The sequence below is a fragment of the Actinophytocola sp. NPDC049390 genome, assembly GCF_044466355.1.
GTDB lineage: Bacteria > Actinomycetota > Actinomycetes > Mycobacteriales > Pseudonocardiaceae > Actinophytocola.
Map to the genome: position 1 here is coordinate 158,826 of NZ_JBITMQ010000002.1, position 16,531 is coordinate 175,356.

16 protein-coding genes are annotated in these 16,531 nt (G+C 71.8%); 5 read left to right on the top strand and 11 right to left on the bottom strand.

Going from position 1 to position 16,531, the window contains the following annotated elements; all coding sequences use genetic code 11:
* Positions 1-35 precede the first annotated feature (35 nt).
* On the top strand, positions 36-839 hold the full coding sequence (locus tag ACIBVP_RS06965) for an NmrA family NAD(P)-binding protein (RefSeq protein ID WP_396105071.1): 804 nt from the start codon (positions 36-38) through the stop codon (positions 837-839).
* A complete protein-coding gene (locus ACIBVP_RS06970; RefSeq protein WP_396105072.1) occupies positions 836-1,177 on the top strand; it encodes a DoxX family protein in 342 nt (113 codons plus the stop codon). Before ACIBVP_RS06965 ends, ACIBVP_RS06970 begins: the two co-directional genes overlap by 4 nt.
* Here the strand turns inward: ACIBVP_RS06970 and ACIBVP_RS06975 are convergent.
* The 4 genes from ACIBVP_RS06975 to kdgD are packed head-to-tail and all read right to left on the bottom strand — an operon-like array spanning position 1,161 to position 5,867.
* Complete coding sequence (locus ACIBVP_RS06975) at positions 1,161-2,057, bottom strand: 2-hydroxyacid dehydrogenase (RefSeq protein WP_396105073.1); 897 nt, start codon at positions 2,055-2,057, stop codon at positions 1,161-1,163. The genes ACIBVP_RS06970 and ACIBVP_RS06975 overlap by 17 nt on opposite strands.
* A complete protein-coding gene (locus tag ACIBVP_RS06980) occupies positions 2,054-3,376 on the bottom strand; it encodes an enolase C-terminal domain-like protein (RefSeq protein WP_396105074.1) in 1,323 nt (440 codons plus the stop codon). The genes ACIBVP_RS06975 and ACIBVP_RS06980 overlap by 4 nt, the downstream gene beginning before the upstream one ends.
* Positions 3,373-4,956 carry an aldehyde dehydrogenase (NADP(+)) gene (locus ACIBVP_RS06985; RefSeq protein ID WP_396105075.1) on the bottom strand — a complete coding sequence of 528 codons (1,584 nt, stop codon included), beginning with the start codon at positions 4,954-4,956 and terminating at the stop codon, positions 3,373-3,375. Before ACIBVP_RS06985 ends, ACIBVP_RS06980 begins: the two co-directional genes overlap by 4 nt.
* Positions 4,953-5,867 (bottom strand): 5-dehydro-4-deoxyglucarate dehydratase, encoded by a 915-nt coding sequence (gene kdgD / locus ACIBVP_RS06990; protein ID WP_396105076.1) that lies wholly within the window; start codon positions 5,865-5,867, stop codon positions 4,953-4,955. Before kdgD ends, ACIBVP_RS06985 begins: the two co-directional genes overlap by 4 nt.
* Positions 5,868-5,937: 70 nt before the next feature.
* On the opposite strand from kdgD, the gene ACIBVP_RS06995 reads away from it, so the two are divergent.
* The gene (locus ACIBVP_RS06995; protein ID WP_396105077.1) at positions 5,938-6,828 is read left to right on the top strand and encodes a LysR substrate-binding domain-containing protein; all 891 of its coding nucleotides are present in this window, start codon (positions 5,938-5,940) and stop codon (positions 6,826-6,828) included.
* Between the two features lie 37 nt (positions 6,829-6,865).
* On the top strand, positions 6,866-7,828 hold the full coding sequence (locus tag ACIBVP_RS07000; protein WP_396105078.1) for a TSUP family transporter: 963 nt from the start codon (positions 6,866-6,868) through the stop codon (positions 7,826-7,828).
* A gap of 392 nt (positions 7,829-8,220) precedes the next feature.
* On the opposite strand, the gene ACIBVP_RS07005 is transcribed toward ACIBVP_RS07000, so the two are convergent.
* The 7 genes from ACIBVP_RS07005 to ACIBVP_RS07035 all read right to left on the bottom strand — a co-directional run bounded on the left by ACIBVP_RS07005 (position 8,221) and on the right by ACIBVP_RS07035 (position 15,744).
* Positions 8,221-9,711: an NADH-quinone oxidoreductase subunit C gene (locus ACIBVP_RS07005; protein WP_396105079.1), complete on the bottom strand. Its 1,491-nt coding sequence runs from the start codon at positions 9,709-9,711 to the stop codon at positions 8,221-8,223.
* Entirely contained in the window at positions 9,708-11,186 is a 1,479-nt protein-coding gene (locus ACIBVP_RS07010) for a proton-conducting transporter membrane subunit (protein WP_396105080.1), read from the bottom strand. Before ACIBVP_RS07010 ends, ACIBVP_RS07005 begins: the two co-directional genes overlap by 4 nt.
* Positions 11,186-11,848, bottom strand: a complete 663-nt coding sequence (locus ACIBVP_RS07015; RefSeq protein ID WP_396105081.1) for a hypothetical protein — start codon at positions 11,846-11,848, stop codon at positions 11,186-11,188. The genes ACIBVP_RS07010 and ACIBVP_RS07015 overlap by 1 nt, the downstream gene beginning before the upstream one ends.
* A 7-nt stretch (positions 11,849-11,855) precedes the next feature.
* Complete coding sequence (locus ACIBVP_RS07020; RefSeq protein ID WP_396105082.1) at positions 11,856-12,803, bottom strand: respiratory chain complex I subunit 1 family protein; 948 nt, start codon at positions 12,801-12,803, stop codon at positions 11,856-11,858.
* Positions 12,800-14,806: a proton-conducting transporter membrane subunit gene (locus tag ACIBVP_RS07025; RefSeq protein ID WP_396105083.1), complete on the bottom strand. Its 2,007-nt coding sequence runs from the start codon at positions 14,804-14,806 to the stop codon at positions 12,800-12,802. Before ACIBVP_RS07025 ends, ACIBVP_RS07020 begins: the two co-directional genes overlap by 4 nt.
* Positions 14,803-15,279, bottom strand: coding sequence for an NADH-quinone oxidoreductase subunit B family protein (locus ACIBVP_RS07030; protein ID WP_396105084.1), 477 nt, complete (start codon positions 15,277-15,279; stop codon positions 14,803-14,805). The genes ACIBVP_RS07025 and ACIBVP_RS07030 overlap by 4 nt, the downstream gene beginning before the upstream one ends.
* 96 nt (positions 15,280-15,375) lie before the next feature.
* On the bottom strand, positions 15,376-15,744 hold the full coding sequence (locus tag ACIBVP_RS07035) for an ArsR/SmtB family transcription factor (protein ID WP_396105085.1): 369 nt from the start codon (positions 15,742-15,744) through the stop codon (positions 15,376-15,378).
* Positions 15,745-15,845: 101 nt separating this feature from the next.
* On the opposite strand from ACIBVP_RS07035, the gene ACIBVP_RS07040 reads away from it, so the two are divergent.
* Positions 15,846-16,505 carry a CBS domain-containing protein gene (locus tag ACIBVP_RS07040; RefSeq protein WP_396105086.1) on the top strand — a complete coding sequence of 220 codons (660 nt, stop codon included), beginning with the start codon at positions 15,846-15,848 and terminating at the stop codon, positions 16,503-16,505.
* The last annotated feature ends 26 nt before the right edge of the window (positions 16,506-16,531 follow it).

Here is a 16,531-nt window from a genome sequence, read left to right on the forward strand (position 1 = left end):
ATTTCCATACAATCTCGATTCCGTAAGGAGTGCTGATGTTCTTGATCACCGGAGCGACCGGCACCGTCTGCCGCCCGCTGCTGGCGGAGCTGCGTGGCCACCCGGTCCGTGCCGTGACACGTGACCCGTCCCGGCTGCCCGGGTCGGTCACCGAGCCCGACGTCGGCGGCGTCACCGCGGTGTTCCTCCACCCGCGCGCGGTGGGTCTTTCGGCCGCGGCGCTGCTGGCCAGGGCGAAGGAGGCCGGGGTGCGGCGGGTGGTGGTGCTGTCGGCCACGAACGTCGACGATCCGCTCGACGAGCAGCCGTCCCGCGCCAACGGCGACCGCAACAAGGAGGTGGAGGCGGCCGCGGTGGACAGCGGTCTGGAGTGGGTGAGCCTGCGCGCGGGGTACTTCGCGATCAACACGGCGTGGTCGTGGGCCCCGCAGGTGCGTGCCGGTGACGTGGTCCGGGCGCCGTTCCCGGCCGCGGCGGAGGCGCCGGTGGATCCGCGTGACCTGGCGGCGGTGGCGGCGCGCGCGCTGGTCGACGACGACCTGGTGGGCCGGACGCTGGTGCTGACGGGCCCGGAGTCGCTGACCCACGAGCAGTTGGTGGCGACGATCGGGCGGGTGCTGGGCCGGGAGCTGCGGTTCGTGCCGGTGCCGGCGTCGGCCGCGGCGGCCGGGATGGTGGCGCACGGGCAGCGCCCGGAGTTCGCGGCGGCGCTGATGGCGCGCTACGAGCGGGAGAACGGCAGGCCGGCGGCCGTGAGCGGGGACGTGGCGGCGGTGCTGGGCCGCCCGGCACGCACGTTCGCCGAGTGGGTGGCCGACCACGCGGAGCTGTTCCGATGACCGGCCTGCACATCGCGTTGCTGGTGGCGGCGGCCGCGGCCAACACGTTTTCCGCGGTCGCCGATTTCCTTCGGTTGGAGCGGATCCGGGTCGGGATGGCGCGGGTGGGGGTGCCGACGCGGCTCCTGCCGTGGTTGGGGGTGCCGAAGGCGGTCGCGGTCGCCGGGCTGCTCGCGGGGTTGGCGCGGCCGTGGTTCGCGGTGGCGGCCGCGGCCGGACTGGTGGTGTTCTTCCTCCTCGCGATCCTCACCCACCTGCGGGTCGGGGACCGGATGATCGGGTTGCCGCTCGGGTTCCTCCTGCTGGCGGCCGCGGTGGTGGTTACGGCACCGGTGTGAGCAGGGTGCCGTCGGTCAGGAACCGCCGCAGGTTGCCGAACGCCAGGTCGCCCATGGCTTCGCGGGTTTCCGTGGTGGCGCTGGCGATGTGCGGGAGCAGCACGACGTTGTCCAGACCGAGCAACGGTTCCGGCACAGTCGGTTCGTCGGCGAACACGTCGAGCGCGGCGCCCGCGATGCCGCCGGTGGTCACCGCGGCCACCAGCGCGGGTTCGTCGACGACGCTGCCCCGCGCGACGTTCACGAGGTACCCGGCGGGCCCGAGGGCGGTCAACACGTCCGCGGACACGAGGCCCGCGGTGGCCGGGCCGCCCGAGGTGGCCACCACCAGCACCTCGGCTTGGGCCGCGAGCGCGACCGGGGAGTCGGCGTACCGGTAGGGCACGTCGGATACCCGGTGTCGTGAGTGGTAGCTCAGGTCGGCGTCGAACGCGGTGAGCCGGTGGGCGATCGCCCGGCCGATGCGGCCGAGACCCAGGATGCCGACGCGGCGGCCGGTGACCTTGGTGGCGAGCGGGAACTGTCCGCGTCGCCAGTCGCCGCGGCGGACGAACCGGTCGGCGGCGGTGAGCCCGCGCAGCACGTCGATCATGCCGCCGACGGCGAGGTCGGCGACGCAGTCGGTGAGCACGTCGGGGGTGTTGGACACGACGATGCCGCGGGAGCGGGCGTAGGCGACGTCGGTGGTCTCGTAGCCGACTCCGAAGTGGACGATCGCCCGCAGGGACGGCATGGCGTCGATCTGCTCGTTGGTGACGCCGTACCGGGAGGAGGTGATGGCGGCGACCACGTCGTCGCCGGGCTGGTCCACGATCTTGTAGGTGGCCCGCAGGTTCTCCTCGAGCGAGGGCAGCAGCGGGCAGGCCTGCAGCACGGTCACGCGGTCTCCAACGCGGGTCGTTTCGGGTCGAACCGCCATCCTGGCACGAGGTACCGCATGGCGACGGCGTCGTCGCGGACGCCGAGCGCCTCCCTCCGGTACAGGTCGTGGGCGGCGTCGACCTGGTCGAGGTCGATCGTCACGCCGAGTCCGGGCGCGTCCGGCACCGCGAGGTGCCCGTCGACGATCCGGATCGGGTCGGTGGTGAGCCGTTGCCCGTCCTGCCAGATCCAGTGGGTGTCGACGGCGGTGATGTCGCCGGGTGCGGCGGCGGCGACGTGGGTGAACATCGCGAGCGAGACATCGAAGTGGTTGTTGGAGTGCGAACCCCAGGTGAGGCCCCACGCCTGGCACAGCTGCGCGACCCGCACCGAGCCCCGCATGGTCCAGAAGTGCGGGTCGGCGAGCGGGATGTCCACGGCGGACTGCCGCACGGCGTGCCCGAGCTGGCGCCAGTCGGTGGCGACCATGTTGGTGGCGGTGCGCAGCCCCGTGGCCCGGCGGAACTCGGCGAGGGTCTCGCGCCCGGAATATCCGTCCTCGGCGCCGCACGGGTCCTCGACGTAGGCGAGCACGTCCCGCAACGCGTGGCCATGGCCGATGGCGTCGACGAGCGGCCAGCCGCCGTTGGGGTCGAGCGTGAGGCCGGCGTCGGGGAAACGGGCGGCGAGGACCCGCATCACCTCCACCTCCCGCGCGCCGGACAGCACACCACCCTTGAGTTTGAAATCGGTGAACCCGTAGCGGGCCTGCGCGGCCTCGGCCTGGGCGACGATCCCGGCGGCGTCGAGCGCCTCGCGGTCGCGGACACCGAACCAGTCGTCGCCCTCCCCCGCCCGATAGCCCAGGTCGGTCTTCCGGCGGTCGCCGACGAAGAACAGATAGCCCAGGACGCGGACGCGGTCACGTTGCCCTCCCTCGCCGAGCAGCGCCGCCACGGGCACGTCGAGGTGACGGCCGAGCAGGTCGAGCATGGCGGCTTCGATGGCGGTGCGGACGTGGACGGTCACACGCAGGTCGAACGTCTGCGACCCGCGTCCGGCCGCGTCCAACGTCCCGAACCGGTCCCGCACGGCGGCGAGCACCGCGTTGTGGTCGCCGATCTTCGCGCCGACGACGAGGTCACGGGCCTCGGTGAGGGTGTCGGTGATCGCGGGACCGCCGGGCACCTCACCGACACCGGTGTTGCCGTCGGTGTCGGTGAGGATCAACAGGTTGCGGGTGAAGTAGGGGCCGTGCGCACCGGACAGGTTGAGCAGCATGCTGTCCTGGCCCGCGACCGGGACGACCCGGTAGCCGGAGACGACCGGGGGCGTCACTCGGCGGCCCCGTCCCGCAGCCTCGGCACACCGAGCGGGTTGTCCTCGCGCAGCTCGTCAGGGAGCAGCGCGTCCGGGATGTTCTGGTAGGACACGGGCCGCAGCCACCGTTCGACGGCGAGCGTCCCGACAGAGGTGGTGGCGGGGTTGGCGGTGGCGGGGAACGGTCCGCCGTGGACCACCGCGTGCCCGACCTCGACACCGGTGGGCCAGCCGCCGAACAGGACCCGACCGGCGAGCAGCTCCAGGCGGGGCAGGAGCGCGGCGGCGGTGTCCTGGTCGGACGCGGCGGCGTGCACGGTCGCGGTCAGCTGGCCCTCGAGGGTGTCGAGGATCCGTGCCAGCTGGGCGACGTCACGGACGCGGACGACGAGTGACGCGGCGCCGAACACCTCGTCCTGCAACGCGTGCCCGGCGAGGAAGGTGTCGCCGTCGGTGGCGAACAGGCGGGCCTGCCCGCACACACCGATCGACCCGTCGACGCCGCCCGCGGCGACCTCGGTGACGTTCTCGGCCGACGCCAACCGATCCACACCCTCCACATAGGACCGCTGGATGTTCGCGTTCAGCATCGCCGCGCCCGGAGCGGCGCCGACCGCCGCACCCGCGGCCGCGACGAACTCGGTCGCGTCACCCAGCGCGAACACGAGACCGGGGTTGGTGCACAGCTGGCCCGCGGACGTGGTGAGGGACGTGACGAACGCGGTACCCAGCGACGCGCCCCGCTCGGCGAGCGCACCGGGCAGCAGGATCACCGGGTTCACCGACGACATCTCCGCGTACACGGGGATCGGCACGGGCCGGGACGCGGCGGCCGCGACGAGCGCGAGACCGCCGGAGCGGGAACCGGTGAACCCGACCGCGGCGATCCTGGGGTGCGCGACGAGCGCGGTGCCCAGGCCGCGGCCGCCGCCGAACAGCAACGAGAAAGTGCCCTCGGGCAACCCGTGCTCGGCGACCGCGGCCCGGATCGCACGACCGACCAGCTCGGACGTGCCGGGGTGGGCGCTGTGGGCCTTCACGACCACAGGCGCGCCCGCAGCGAACGCGGACGCCGTGTCGCCACCGGCGACGGAGAACGCGAGCGGGAAGTTGGAGGCGGAGAACACCGCGACCGGGCCGAGCGGGATCTTCCGCTGCCGCAGGTCAGGCTTGGGCAGCGGGGCACGGTCGGGATCCGGGGTGTCGAGGCGGGCGCCGAGGAACCGGCCGTCCGCGACCACGGACGCGAACAGCCGCAACTGGCCGGTGGTGCGAGCCAGCTCACCGCGCACGCGCACCTCGGGGATACCGGTCTCGGCATGCACACGGGCGACGAGGGTGTCGCCGAGCGCGTCGATGTTGTCCGCGACCGTGGTCAGGAACGCCGACCGGGCCGCCAGAGACGTCGCGCGGTAGGGACCGAACGCCTCCCACGCCAGCGCGACCGCACGGTCCACGTCGGCGCCGTCCCCGAGCCCGTAGGAGGGTTCGAGCGTCTCGCCGGTCGCCGGGTTCACACCCCGGACCTCACCGGCGCTCCCCCGCACGTCGGCGGCACCGATCAGCATCGATCCGGTCAGCGCCAGTGTGGCGGTCATGCCAGGCTCACCTTCTCCACCAGAGTCTTCAGCTCGTCGAACTCGTCGCCGGTCAGGTCGGTCAACGGCGGGCGCACCGGGCCGGGGTCACGGCCGACGGCACGCAGCCCGGCCTTCACGATCGACACGGCGTACCCGGCGCGCCGGTCCCGGATCTCGATGTAGGGCAGCACGAACTCGTCCAGCTCGCGGTACACGGCCGCCGCGTCGCGGGCCCGGACGGCGGCGTAGAACTCCAGCGCCCAGGCCGGCGCGAAGTTGTAGATGGCCGACGAGTAGGTGGTGACACCCATCTCCAGGTACGGCAGCGCGTAGGTCTCCGCGGTCGGCAGGCCCCCGATCGACAACAGCCGGTCCCCCAGCCGCGCGTACACCTTGGTCATCAGGTCGACGTTACCGACGCCGTCCTTGAACCCGACGAGGTTCGGGCACCCCTCCACCAGCCGCGCGGTGGTGTCGTAGGTGAGCTTGCCGTTGGCGCGGTGGTAGACGATCACACCGAGCGACGTCGCCGCGCACACCGCCCTGACATGCTCGAACAGGCCCTCCTGCGGCGCCTCGGTCAGGTAGGGCGGCAGCAGCAGGACGCCCGCGGCGCCCGCCGCCTCGGCGTCCCGCGCCATCTCCACCGCCTGCGCGGTGCCGTACCCGGCAGGCGCGAGCACCGGCGTGTCACCCGCGGACGCGACCGCGGCCCGGACCACCCGCGCGACCTCGTCCGGCGTCAGCGAGAAGAACTCGCCGGTCCCGCCCGCCGCGAACAGGCCCGCCGCGGCGTACGAGGACTGCCACGCGACGTGCTCACGGTAGGCGCCCTCGTCGAAGGTCAGGTCCGCCGTGGCGTGCGTGACGGGGAACGACAGCAACCCGGTGCCGAGTGTGTCGCGCAGGGATTCCGGACTGAGGGTCATGCTTCCGAGCGTATGACCCCAAGCGATACCTGTCTAAGTCCAAGAGCGCATCTTCCGATACCTTTCCGGCATGTCGTTCACGCTCGAGCAACTCCGCGGGTTCGTCGCCGTCGCCGAGGAAGGCAACTTCGGCCGCGCCGCCGCCCGCCTGCGCATCACCCAGCCACCGCTGTCGCGCCAGGTGCAGAAGCTCGAACGCGCACTCGAAGTGGAACTACTCGTCAGAACCCCCCGCGCGGTACTGCTCACCCCCGCAGGCCAGGCGTTCCTCCCCGAAGCCAGACGCATGCTCTCCCTCGCCGCCGCCGCACCGATCACCGCACGCAACGCCGCCCGCGGCACCGCCGGCACACTGCGGATCGGGTTCACCGCGATCTCCGCGCTCACCGTGCTCGGCACCTGGATCCGCACCATCGCCCAACACCTTCCCGCCGTCGAACTGACCCTCACCGAGATGGTGTCCCGCGACCAGGTCGACGCACTCCTCGCCGGCGACATCCACGTCGGCCTCGCCCGCGGCGTACCCGCCTCCGAAATCCTGTCGACCCGCCGCGTACACACCGAGAGCCTCGTCCTCGCCTGCCCACGCGACCACGCCCTCGCCGAACTCGGCCGCCCACCCGCACTGGTCGACATCGGCCGCCACAACGTCGTCAACTACGCCCCCATCACCGCCCGCTACCTGCACGAACTCGTGATCAGCTGCTTCCACGGCGCCGGCGTCGAACCCCGCTACGTGCAACAGGTCGGGCAGGTCCACAGCCTCCTCGCACTCGTCGACGCCGGCATCGGCGTCGGCCTCGTCCCCCGCTCCGCCGCCCGCCTGCGCCTGCCCAACCTCGCCTTCACCGAGATCGCCGGACTCCGCCCCGACATCGTCGAAACCCACTGCGTCTGGCGCTCCGCGCACACCAACCCCGCACTCGACTCACTCCTGCGGCTCACCGACCACACCCCTTGACGCCTCCCGACAGCACCCTTACGGCCACCGTCTACAGATGAAGACCGAGCACGCATGCATAGACACGACCTATCGCGTCGCCCGACCGTCTTCCGCACTCCTCGGCCTCCACGCAAGCGACACCGACCGCTACCCCGGCGAGTTCTCCGACGGCCAACGCCAACGCATCAGCAGCGCCCGCGCACTCAACCCCGACCTCATCGTCTGCGACAAACCCGTCTCCACCCTCACCCCCACCGGCGGCAAGCGACAACGGGCACAGTGGACTGTGCCACCATCCACTGTGAGCATCTGGGGATTCCTGCTACTCAACGCCGTCGTACTACTCGGCTCCCTCCTGCAGGTCTCCATCGGGTTCGGGCTCGGCCTCATCGCCGCACCCGTCCTCGCCGTCGTGGAACCCACACTCGTCCCCGTCGTGAACCTGCTGCTGGCAGTGGGCATCACCTCCGCCGTACTCGTCCAGGACGGCACACACCTCGACCTCCGCGGCGCCGGATGGGCACTCACCGGCCGCGTCCCCGGCACACTCGCCGGCGCCGCACTCGTCGCACTACTGCCCGCCCGACCACTCGCGTTCCTCGTCGTCGCCATGGTCGTGTTCGGCGTACTCGCCACCGTCTGGGGCTTCCGACCACGCCCCACCCGCAAAGCCGTCGTCGTCGCGGGCGCCATGTCCGGACTCATGGGCACCGCCACCTCCATCGGCGGCCCCCCGATGGCCATGATGTGGCAGCAGTTCGCAGGCCCCCGGCTGCGCAGCACGATGGGCGCCTTCTTCCTCGTCGGCTCCGCCATGAGCCTCACCGCACTCACCATCTCCGGGTCCGTCGACCTGCACAACCTGCGGTACGCATTGTTCCTCGCCCCCGCCGCCGCACTCGGCGTCCTACTCGCCCGCCCGATCGGCAAACACCTCGACGTCCACCACACCCGCGTCGCCGCGATGACCCTCGCCCTGGCGGGCGCCACGATCCTGCTGGTGCAACAGTTCGTCTGACCCCTCCCCTTCCCTGCTGTTTTGAGTAGGAGTGAGTGTGGTGTGTCCGGTGCGGAGGCCGCACAATAATTGGACATCTTTATAGCTAATAGTAGATGATTGTAGACAAGGGGACAGGCGCAGCACGGCGATCTCACCGGCCGGGAACCGCGAGCGATCGCCCCGCCCGGCGCCGTCACTTCTCGTACGCCGACCGCCTCCGGTCGCCCACGCCATCGGCGAACATCGACCACCACTCACCGTCGCGCGACCCAGGCTCTCCCCTCCCCTGCGCGCTTTCCCCTACGGCGCGCGAACCGCCGCCGTCCTCGCCTCCCATCTCAGGCAATAATCGGACATCTATATAACAGATACTTGATAGCTAGTGCGAGTGCGGAAGCCCACCCTTGCGGTCAGAGGTCGTTGCCCGCGTAGGAGAGGTTGAAGCTCTTGTTGGTCAGCGGGAAGTCGGGGACGATCGTGTCGGCCAGCGCGACGGGCAGAGCAGGCCAGTTGAAGAAGCTGGGGTCGACGATCTTGACGCGGCTGAGGGTGCCGCCGGGACCCAGTTCGACGCGGTGGACGATGGTGCCGCGCCAGCCCTCGACGATGCCGACACCCGACCGGAAATCACCCGTATCGGATGAGGGCGTCGCCGTGCCGGTGAACCGGCCGGTGTCGCCGTCCAGGGACTCGACCAGGCTGGTGATCAGGTTGATGGAGTGGGTGGCTTCCCCGGCGCGGACGAGGAAGCGGGACAGCACGTCGCCGTCGGTCGTCGCGTGTTCGGCGCGGGCGACGACGTCGGGCAGTGACGGGTGGTCGTGGCGGGCATCGGTGGTCAGTCCGCTGGCGCGCGCCACGTAGCCGAGTGTGCCCAGGTCGGTGGCCTGTCGGCGGGTGAGGACGGCGGTGCCGGCGAACCGGTCGGCGACGATGGTGTTACCGAGTGCGATGGCGACGATCTCGGCGATGTCGTCGCCGATGGCCGCGAGCCGACCGGGGTCGGGCAGTGCGTGTACGGCCGTGCGGCCGGGGCGGAGGGCCCCGCGCATGAGGCGGTGTCCGGTGACGGAGTCGTTGACACGCAACAACTGCTCGCGGACGTGCTGCGCGTGGTTGTTGAGGATGCCGTAACCCACGTCGTTGCACAGGGCACCGATGTCGGTGACGTGGTTGTAGAGCCGTTCCAGTTCCAGTAGCACCCCGCGCAGGCGCTGGACGTTCGCTGGGATCGTGAGCCGCAGGGCGTCCTCGACCGCCTGGCAGAAGGCGAGTGTGTGCCCGACCGAGGTGTCGCCGCTGACGCGCTCGGCCACTTCGACCGCGTCGTCCGGGCGCCGGCCCTGGAACAACTTCTCCACTCCCCTATGGACGAACCACAGGCGGGCCTTGAGGTTGAGGATGGTCTCCCCCACCACGGAGAACCGGAAGTGGCCGGGACCGATCATGCCGGCGTGCACCGGGCCGACCGGGATCTCGTACACGCCGTCGCCCTCGACCGTCCTGAACGGATAGGGACCGTCGACGTCGCCGAACTCCGGCGGTTCACCCGCGTCGGCGAGCATCGGGTGCCAGCCCTTCGGCCAGTGGAAGTGGCGGACCAGCCTGGCCGGCTGGGGGTGGCCGGTGGGCACGACGCCGAACAGGTCGTGCATCTCCCGCTCGAACCGGCCCGCCGGGAACGACAGCCCGGCCAGGCTGGGCACCCGAGGCGCCGACCGGTCGAGCGGCACGTGGAGCTCGACACGCCGATCGGGGTCGGCCGCCGTGAACAGGTACACGGCACGCAGCCGGTCGTCCACATCGTGGTGCCCGGCCACCAGCGCGACCCGGTATCCGTTGTCCAGCAGGGATTCGGCCTGTTCCGGCAGTTCCGCCGGGGTCACGGTGCGGGTGGTCATGGCGTCCCCGTCAGGATGTCGGTGGCGGCGTGCAGCAGGGTGGACAGCGGTTCCGCGGTGACGCCCAGCGCGGCGCACGCCAGCAGGCCACCCACGAGCGCGACGGCGACCGACCTGGGCAGCCGAGCGGGCGCCGTCGCCGCGCCCGGACCGTCCGACGGGGTGCCGAGCAGCATGCGGCTCGTGTGCACGACCAGCGCCGCCGCGATCACCAGCACGAGGGCGAGCGCGGCGGCCGTCAGCCAGCCGAGTCCTGCGGTGAACCCGGCGCGTGCGATGCCCAGTTCGCTGGCGAACAGGCTGAACGGGGGCAGGCCGATCAGCGCGAGCACCCCCGTGCCCACGCAGCCCGCGAGCACGGGGTGGCGGGCTGCCAGGCCACGCACGCCGCCGATCCGGCTCGTGCGGGTGACCTGCAGGACCCGTCCCGCGCCGAGGAACAACACCGCCTTGGCCAGTCCGTGGCCGACGATGTGCAGCAGCACCGCGGCGATGGCGAGCGGGGTGCCGATGGCCGCGCCGAGGGCGACCAGACCGAGGTGTTCGATGCTGGAGTAGGCCAGCATCCGCTTGTAGTCCCGCTGGGCGAGCAGCAGCGACGCGGCGAGCAGCAGCGACGCGAGCGCCATCACGGCGAGCAACGTGCGGGTGAACCCGGTGCCGAGCGCGACGTCGGCGATGACCTTGACCCGCAGGATCGCGTAGAACGCCACCGAGAGCAGCACACCGGACATCAGTGCGGACACCGGTGCGGGGGCCTGGGAGTGCGCGTCGGGGAGCCACGCGTGCAGTGGCGCGAGCCCCGCCTTGGTGCCGAACCCGATGATCAGCAGCGCCACCGCGATCCGGGTGACGCCCGGGTCGAGACCGGCCGCGTGGGTGGTGAGCGCGGACAGGTCCAGCCCAGCACCACCGGGGGCGTGGGAGGCGGCGAAGTTGAGCAGGATGGTCCCCAGCAACGCGAGCGCGATGCCCGCCGAGCAGATCACCACGTACTTCCACGCCGCCTCGACGGACTCCCGGGTTCGGCGCTGACCGACGAGGAACGCGGTGACGATCGTGGTGGCCTCGATCGCCACCCACAGCACACCGAGGTTGGCGGCCAGCACGGCGAGTGCCATCGCGGCGAGGAACAGCTGGACGAGCACACCGTGCCGTTGCGCGGTCCGTTCGGTCGCCCGGCCCGCCTCGATCTCGGCCCGCAGGTACGCGGGCGTCGCCAGCGTCGCGAGCAACGCCACGGCACCGATCACGACGAGCATGAACGCCGACAGCGCGTCCATTCGCACGAGCCCGGCCATACCGGTGTGCGCGCCGTCGTCGACCACCACGACCGCCGCGCCGACCGCGGCCGCCAGCACCAGCCCCGCGCTCACCGCGCCCAGCCAGGCCGTCGCGGCGCGCCGGCCGAGCACCGCGAAGCCGAGCGCGCCGAGCACCGGCACGACCATCGGGGCGAGCATGAACACGGTCATCAGTCGTGCAACTCCCGGAGCTCGTCGAGATCGGTGTCGCCGAAGGTCTCCCGCATCCGGGTGGTGAGCACCTGCAGGACCAGCACCGCCAGCAGCACGTCCAGCGACACCCCCAGCTCGACGACCAGCCCGACCCCGGCCGTGGTGAGGAACCCGACCGCGGTGATCCCGTTGTCCAGCAACAGGAAACCGACCAGCTGGGACAGCGCGTGGCGCCGGGTGACCAGCACGAAGAACCCGATCAGCGCCACCGTCACCCCCACGGGGATCGCGTGGCCGGACGGTGACGGCGCCAGCGCCAGCAACGGCTCGCACACCGCGTACGCCAGCAACGTCAACGCCGCCGCGACCAGCAGCGACGTGGCGACGTTCACCACCGGGCGGACCTCCCGCCGTGCCGGTCCCGCACTGGCCAGCGCCCGCCGCACCAGGTACGGCAGCACGCAGGCCCGCAGCACGAGGACGCCGGCGGCGACCGCCCACAACTCCCCGGAGCCCTCGTGTGCGGCGAGCACCGCGACCAGCGCCGCCAACGCGAGGCCCTGCACGGCGAACACCCGGATGAGCACGGAAAGCTCACGCCGCCACAGCACCAGCACCGACGTCAGCAGCAACCCGCCGCACGCCAGGTACAGCAGCTGCACGTACAACGACTGGCTCACGGTCACCTCACGTCAGGAAGAACGCGGCCGTGACGGCCAGCAGCGACAGCAGGAACGACCCGGCCAGCAGCTCCGGCACCCGGAACAAACGCAGCTTCGCCACGAACACCTCGCCCGCGGCCAGCGCCGTCCCCAGCACCCCGACCTTGACCACCAGCGCCAGCACACCCACCAGCAGTGCGAGCGGCGCCGCCGTGGTGGCGACGCCCCACGGCAGGAACAGGTTCGCGAGCAGGCACAGGAACACGGACAGCCGCATCGCCGAGGCCAGCTCGACCAGCGCGAGGTCCGGTCCGGCGTACTCGAGCACCATGGCCTCGTGCACCATCGTCAGCTCGAGGTGCGTCGAGGGGTTGTCCACCGGCAGCCGACCGGTCTCCGCGATGATCACGATGACCAGCGCGACGGCGGCGAGCAGGCTCGCCGGGGAGATCACCCGGGCCGGGTCGTGGAGCGTCGCCGAGACGACAGCCCCGAGGTTGGTGGAGCCGACCCGCGCGGACAGCGCGAAGATCGCCACCAACAGCGTCGGTTCCACGAGGGCCAGGATGGTCATCTCACGGCTGGCGCCCATCCCGCCGAACGCGGTCCCGGTGTCGATCCCGGCCAGCGCCAGCGCCACCGCGCCCAACGCCAGCAACGCCACCACCGCGAACAGGTCCGCCACCGGCCCGATCGCCGGTTCCACGGTCACGAACGGCCCGACCACCGCGACCACGACGGTCGTGGCGACCAACACCAGCGGCGCGACGCGGTACACCTCACTGGTCCCGCGCGGCGACACCCGCTCCTTGCGGAACAACTTGCGCAGGTCCCGCCACGGCTGCCACACACCCGCACCTGCCCGGCCCTCGAGCCTCGCCCGGACCTGCCGCATCACCCCGACCAGCAACGGCGACCCGGCCACGATCAGCACCGGCTGCACGATCCCACCAGCGATCCCCAGTCCGCTCACCACGTCACCGCCAGCAGGAGCAACACACCACACACCGTGTAGAAGCCGTACCCGAGGTAGCGGTGCACGCTCCCGGTCGCGAGCCTCCTGCCCGCCCTTCCCCACGCCGTCACCGCCGTGAGCACCGGCTCGTACAGCCTGCGTTCGATCCGGTCGGGCACCTTCTGCCGGTACCGCACTGCCCGCACCAGGTACCGGGACTCCTCGTGGTGGCTGACGTCCACATCGGTCTCCGGTCGCAGCACGTCGTCGAACACTCGCTGCAGGGGCTCGGCGAACGACGTCGCGGTGTACTCCATGCGTGCCGACAGCGGGCCACCGCCGCAGTCCCACAACCGGGCCGCACGCCTCGCGCGCCGTGTCGCGGCCGCCCGCACACCGCCGACGACCACGACACCACCGGCGACGAGCGCGACCGTGAGCAGCAACGGCGACAACGAACCCACGATGCCGGTCAGCCGCATGGTCACCAGCCCGGACACCGCGACGTCCCCGGTGCCGAGAGCGGGACCGAGCGCCGCGCCGACGCCGGGCAGCACGACCGTCGGCAACACCGCCAGCACCACGCACGCGAGCCCGGCCAGGCCCATCCCGGCGAGCATGCTGGCGGGGCTCTCGTGCGCCCGCGCCGCGGCCGGACTCCGTGGCCTGGCGAGGAAACCGACCCCGAACGCCTTCACGAACGTCGCGACCGCGAGGCCCGCGGTGAGCGCGACGGCCGCCACCGCGACCGGCATCGCGACCGTCGCCACCGTGCCCCCGCCGGACGGTCCGTGGACCAGCGCCTGCAGCAGCAACCACTCCGACACGAACGCCGTGCCCGGCGGCAACGCCGACGCGGCCAGCGCGCCCAAGCCGAACGCGGCCGTGGTCACCGGCATCCCCGGCCGCAGCCCGCCCAACGCGTCGAGGTCACGAGTACCGGTCGCGTGCAGCACCGATCCGGCGGCCAGGAACAACAACGTCTTGAAGGCGGCGTGGTTGACCACGTGCAGCAGCGCCGCCGCCAGCGCCAACCCGGACAGCACCCGGTCACCGGAGGTGGCGAACAGCCCGGCGGCACCAACGCCCACCAGCACCAGCCCCATGTTCTCCGTAGTGGACTGGCCCAGCAGCCGTTTGAGGTCGGAACTGGTGACCGCCTGCAGGATCCCGTGCACCGCCGAGACCGCGCCAAGGGCCAGCACGAGCAGCCACCACCAGCGCGGTCCGCCGCCGAGCAGGTCGAACCCGACACGCACCAGCCCGTACACGCCGAGGTTGACCATCGCCGCCGACATCAGCGCGGACACGTGACTCGGCGCCTCCGGGTGGGCCCTCGGCAACCACGCGTGCAGCGGCAGGATCCCCGCCTTCGACGCGAACCCGGCCAGCGTCAACACGAACACCAGGTCACGCGGCGGATCCGCAGCACGCAGCGCCTCGAACGAGTCACCACCGGCGTGCGCGACGAACACCATCAGTCCGATGAGGATCGTCACGAAGCCGAGGTGGGTCATCACCGCGTACCAGCGTCCCGCCCGCGCCACCTCGGCCCCGCGCCGGTGCTGGGCCACCACGAGCAGCAGTGAGGTGAGCGCCATCAGCTCCCAGCACACGAGGAACGTGGCGACGCTCCCGGCCGCGGGCACCAGCAGCATGGTCACCACGAACAGCGGGAACACCGACTGCACGGGACGTGCGGCGAGGCCGTGGGACCTGGCGTAGGAGATGCCGTAGACACCGGCGGCGACCGCGACGGCACCGGTGACCGCGACGAACAGCCCGCCGAGGGCGTCGAGCGTGAAGGTCGTCCCGGACAGCGGCAGCAACCACGGCAACGCCACCGAGAACGACCCGCCCGACACGGCCACGACCCCGGCCACCGCCCCCGCCGCGCCGCTCACCGCGGTCCCCGCGCCCACCACCGCCGACCGTGCCCTGGCAGGGGCCACCAGGCCGGCCAGCGCGGTCGCCACCCCCACGGCCACGGCGACACCGAGGCCCGTCGCCGCGACGTTCATCGGCCGGTCAGCTTCCGCAGGCCCTCGACGACCGCCTCCGGTCGCGGCGGGCATCCGGCGATCTCGACGTCGACCGGCACGATGTCCCGCACCGCGCCGACCACCCCGTACGCGCCCGCGAAGACACCGCAGTTCCGCGCGCAGTCCCCCACCGCCACCACCAGCTTCGGGCCCGGCACCGCGTCGTAGGTCCGGCGCAACGGCTCCGCCATGTTCCGGGTCACCGGGCCGGTCACCACCAGCGCGTCCGCGTGGCGTGGCGAGGCGACCTGCCGCACGCCGTAGCGTTCGGCGTCGTACACCGGCCCGAACGCGGAACCGATCTCCACCTCGCAGCCGTTGCACGACCCCGCGTCCACGTGCCGCACCTGAACCGAACCACCCAGTTCGGTGACCGGACCGCCGTCCGGCCGCGGCGGCGCGGGCTCGGCCACCCGCCCAACGCCACGGATCCTGCGCCACAAACTCAGCACACCCTGCTCCACAACTCTGTTCGTCCGGCCTGGAGAACGAGGAGCGGCCCTCCCGCCGGGCGACAAGCCAGGAATCGGCGGGACGACCGCGGCCGGCTACCCGCCCGAGGCCGCCCGCCTGGTGCGCGCCGCGCCGGAGTCCGGCGTGCGCAGGTCCGCCAGCAGCTCGACCTGCCCGGACAGCACCTCGGTCAGGATCCGCCGCGCCACCGCCAGCAGCTCCGCCACGACCGGGCTGGTCAGCGAGTAGAAGACGGTCGAGCCCTCCTTGCGCGTGGTCACCAGCCCCGCGCGACGCAACACCGCCAGGTGCTGCGAGAGATTGGCCGCCTCGATCCCCACCTCCGGCAACATCTCGGAGACCGCGTGCTCGCGCTGGCTCAGCAGCTCCAGCACCCGGATCCGGGCGGGATGCCCCAACGTCTTGAAGAACTCCGCCTTCAGTTGGTAAAGAGGCAGGCTCATCGGCACCCCTCTCCCGCGCAGACCATGGACCCACTGTTCAGCACTTGCTAATCTTAGCAAGTGCGAAAGGGCATGCGTCGGGTGTCCGTAGGGAGTGTCTGATGCGCGAGCCGACGGTGGCGGATCTGATGACCCGGCAGGTGGTCACCGTCGTGCCCGACACCCCGTTCCGGGAGCTCGTCGGCACCATGCTCGCCCACGACCTCCACGCGCTCCCCGTCATCGACCTCACCGGCCATCCGATCGGGGTGGTGACCGACGTCGACACCCTGACCAAACTCGAGTACCACGGCGGCACCGACTACCTGCCGCTGCTGGCAGGCGCGGGCTGCCGAGCCCGCTGGCGCAAGGCACCCGGGATCAACGCGACCCACCTCATGTCCACACCCGCCCCGACCGTCGCCGAGGACACCCCGGTCGCCGCCGCCCTGCACGCGCTCGCCGACGTCGGTGACGTGTACGTCGTGGACACACACGGAATCCTCATCGGCACCGTCACCCGGTGCCATGTGCTACCGCTGCTCCTCCGCAGCGACCTCGACGTCCAGGCCGACCTCGAACGCGACATCCGCGTCCCCGCCTACGAGGTCGGCAAGGTCACCATCCAGGTCACCGGCGGTGTCGTCACCCTGACCGGAAAGCTCCGCCTGCGCAGCACCGCCGACAGCGTGTGCTGGACCGCCCAGCGCACCCCCGGCGTCGTCACCGTCCACAACAACCTCCGGCACGACATCGACGACTCCCTCATCACCGGCCTGTGAGCCGCCGGTTCCGGGTCGGCGTTTTC

What these genes read in the sequence shown, in the direction of transcription:
- ACIBVP_RS06965 (WP_396105071.1), top strand. Translation starts at nt 36, where the DNA reads ATGTTCTTGATCACCGGAGCGACCGGCACCGTCTGCCGCCCGCTGCTG.
- ACIBVP_RS06970 (WP_396105072.1), top strand. Translation starts at nt 836, where the DNA reads ATGACCGGCCTGCACATCGCGTTGCTGGTGGCGGCGGCCGCGGCCAAC.
- ACIBVP_RS06985 (WP_396105075.1), bottom strand. Translation starts at nt 4,956, where the DNA reads ATGACCGCCACACTGGCGCTGACCGGATCGATGCTGATCGGTGCCGCC.
- kdgD (WP_396105076.1), bottom strand. Translation starts at nt 5,867, where the DNA reads ATGACCCTCAGTCCGGAATCCCTGCGCGACACACTCGGCACCGGGTTG.
- ACIBVP_RS06995 (WP_396105077.1), top strand. Translation starts at nt 5,938, where the DNA reads ATGTCGTTCACGCTCGAGCAACTCCGCGGGTTCGTCGCCGTCGCCGAG.
- ACIBVP_RS07000 (WP_396105078.1), top strand. Translation starts at nt 6,866, where the DNA reads ATGAAGACCGAGCACGCATGCATAGACACGACCTATCGCGTCGCCCGA.
- ACIBVP_RS07005 (WP_396105079.1), bottom strand. Translation starts at nt 9,711, where the DNA reads ATGACCACCCGCACCGTGACCCCGGCGGAACTGCCGGAACAGGCCGAA.
- ACIBVP_RS07010 (WP_396105080.1), bottom strand. Translation starts at nt 11,186, where the DNA reads ATGACCGTGTTCATGCTCGCCCCGATGGTCGTGCCGGTGCTCGGCGCG.
- ACIBVP_RS07025 (WP_396105083.1), bottom strand. Translation starts at nt 14,806, where the DNA reads ATGAACGTCGCGGCGACGGGCCTCGGTGTCGCCGTGGCCGTGGGGGTG.
- ACIBVP_RS07035 (WP_396105085.1), bottom strand. Translation starts at nt 15,744, where the DNA reads ATGAGCCTGCCTCTTTACCAACTGAAGGCGGAGTTCTTCAAGACGTTG.
- ACIBVP_RS07040 (WP_396105086.1), top strand. Translation starts at nt 15,846, where the DNA reads ATGCGCGAGCCGACGGTGGCGGATCTGATGACCCGGCAGGTGGTCACC.